Raw genomic sequence first — 2,866 nt, forward strand, 5'->3', positions numbered from 1 at the left:
TCTTGGATCAAGACCTCGGTCGATTAGTACTGGTCAGCTCCATATGTTGCCATACTTCCACATCCAGCCTATCTACCTGGTCGTCTACCAGGGACCTTAACCATTTCTGGTGAGATATCTTATCTTGAAGGGGGCTTCGTGCTTAGATGCCTTCAGCACTTATCCTTTCCAAACTTAGCTACCCAGCTATGCTCCTGGCGGAACAACTGGTGCACCAGTGGTTTGTCCGTTCCGGTCCTCTCGTACTAGGAACAGCTCTTCTCAAATATCTAACGCCCACGACGGATAGGGACCGAACTGTCTCACGACGTTCTGAACCCAGCTCGCGTGCCTCTTTAATGGGCGAACAGCCCAACCCTTGGGACCTGCTTCAGCCCCAGGATGAGACGAGCCGACATCGAGGTGCCAAACCTCCCCGTCGATGTGGACTCTTGGGGGAGATAAGCCTGTTATCCCCGAGGTAGCTTTTATCCGTTGAGCGATGGCCCTTCCACTCGGAACCACCGGATCACTAAGCCCGACTTTCGTCTCTGCTCGAGATGTCTCTCTCGCAGTCAATCACCCTTTTGCCTTTGCACTCTAATAGATGGTTTCCAACCATCCTGAGGGTAACTTTGGGCGCCTCCGATACTTTTTAGGAGGCGACCGCCCCAGTCAAACTGCCCATCTGACACTGTCCAATGACCGGATTACGGCCACTTGTTAGAATTCCAATAGTACAAGGGTGGTATCCCAAGGTTGGCTCCTTCGAAACTGGCGTCCCAAATTCTCTGCCTCCCACCTATCCTGTACGTCTACTACCAAAACTCAATGCCAGATTGCAGTAAAGCTCTACGGGGTCTTTCCGTCCTGTCGCGGGTAACTCGCATCTTCACGAGTACTACAATTTCACCGGGTGTGTTGTCGAGACAGCGCTCAAATCGTTACGCCTTTCGTGCGGGTCAGAACTTACCTGACAAGGAATTTCGCTACCTTAGGACCGTTATAGTTACGGCCGCCGTTTACTGGGGCTTAAATTCGCACCTTCGCTTGCGCTAAGCACTCCTCTTAACCTTCCAGCACCGGGCAGGCGTCAGCCCCTATACATCATCTTTCGATTTAGCAGAGACCTGTGTTTTTGCTAAACAGTCGCTTGAGCCTCTTCTCTGCGGCCCCCCTGAGGGGGCACTCCTTCTCCCGAAGTTACGGAGTCATTTTGCCGAGTTCCTTAACAACACTTCTCCCGCTCATCTTAGGATTCTCTCCTCGCCTACCTGTGTCGGTTTACGGTACGGGCACCTTCTCTCTCAATAGAAGCTTTTCTTGACAGCGTGAAATCAGCGACTTCCCTACTTATTTTTCGTTACCCGTCACGCCTCAGCCTTAACCGGGGGGATTTGCCTCCCCAATCAGCCTTGACGCTTGGCCCGGCTTTTCCATCTGCCGGGTTCGCTTATCCTTCTGTGTCACTCCATCTCTCAAACAATTAAAGGTGGTACAGGAATTTCAACCTGTTGTCCATCGCCTACGCTTCTCGCCTCGGCTTAGGCCCCGACTTACCCTGAGCGGACGAACCTTCCTCAGGAAACCTCGGGCTTTCGATGGTGAAGATTCTCACTTCACTTTCGCTACTCATGCCAACATTCTCTCTTGTCTTGTGTCCACCAAACCTTACAGTTTAGCTTCGCCCTCAAGACATTGCTCCCCTACCACTATGGTAGTACCATAATCCATCGCTTCGGTGCCAGATTTTAGCCCCGTTCATTTTCGGCGCACCACCACTCGACCAGTGAGCTATTACGCACTCTTTAAATGTATGGCTGCTTCTAAGCCAACATCCTGGTTGTTTCTGCAGTTGCACATCCTTTCCCACTTAATCTGGACTTGGGGACCTTAGCGGATGGTCTGGGCTGTTTCCCTTTTGACTATGAGACTTATCTCACACAGTCTGACTGCCGTATATAAGTGTATGGCATTCGGAGTTTGATAAGGTTCAGTAATCTTTACGACCCCTAGCCTATTCAGTGCTCTACCTCCATCACTCTCTCTACAACGCTAGCCCTAAAGCTATTTCGGGGAGAACCAGCTATCTCCGTGTTCGATTGGAATTTCACCCCTATCCACAACTCATCCAAGCCTTTTTCAACAGACACTGGTTCGGACCTCCACTTGGTTTTACCCAAGCTTCATCCTGGTCATGGATAGATCACACGGTTTCGGGTCTACAGCATGCAACTAATCGCCCTATTCAGACTCGGTTTCCCTACGGCTCCGTACCTGAAGTACTTAACCTTGCTACATACCGTAACTCGTTGGCCCGTTCTACAAAAAGCACGCAGTCACGTTAGCTCCTGCTGCTTGTAAGCACAGGGTTTCAGTTTCTATTTCACTCCCCTTCCGGGGTTCTTTTCACCTTTCCCTCACGGTACTTTCCGCTATCGGTCACTCAGTAGTATTTAGCCTTGGGGGGTGGGCCCCCCATATTCCCACAGGGTTACACGTGTCCCGTGGTACTCGTCGATTACCCACCTGAATTACTTTCGTCTACGGGGATCTCACCCTCTGCGTCCGACCTTCCCATGTCGTTCGACTAATAATCCAGATTTGATGTAATCCGGGCTCTTCCTCTTTCGCTCGCCGCTACTTAAGGAATCGATGTTTCTTTCTTTTCCTCCGGGTACTAAGATGTTTCAGTTCTCCGGGTTCCCTCCGTATGCCTATTTATTCAGCATACGGTGACTGATCTTCTATCAGCCGGGTTTCCCCATTCGGATATCTACGCTTAATCGGTTATGTGCACCTACACGTAGCTTTTCGCAGCTTGTCGCGTCCTTCGTCGGCTCTGAGTGCCAAGGCATCCGCCCTGTGCTCTTTTCTTCTTGATCCT

Annotated in this window: 1 rRNA gene; it reads right to left on the reverse strand. The window is 50.9% G+C overall.

Annotation, left to right across the window (positions count from 1 at the left end):
* Nucleotides 1-3: 3 nt before the first annotated feature.
* Nucleotides 4-2,864, reverse strand: a 23S ribosomal RNA gene (locus GH808_RS14965).
* Nucleotides 2,865-2,866: the final 2 nt, after the last annotated feature.

The organism is Acetobacterium fimetarium (assembly GCF_014284475.1).
GTDB classification, from domain to species: Bacteria; Bacillota; Clostridia; order Eubacteriales; family Eubacteriaceae; genus Acetobacterium; species Acetobacterium fimetarium.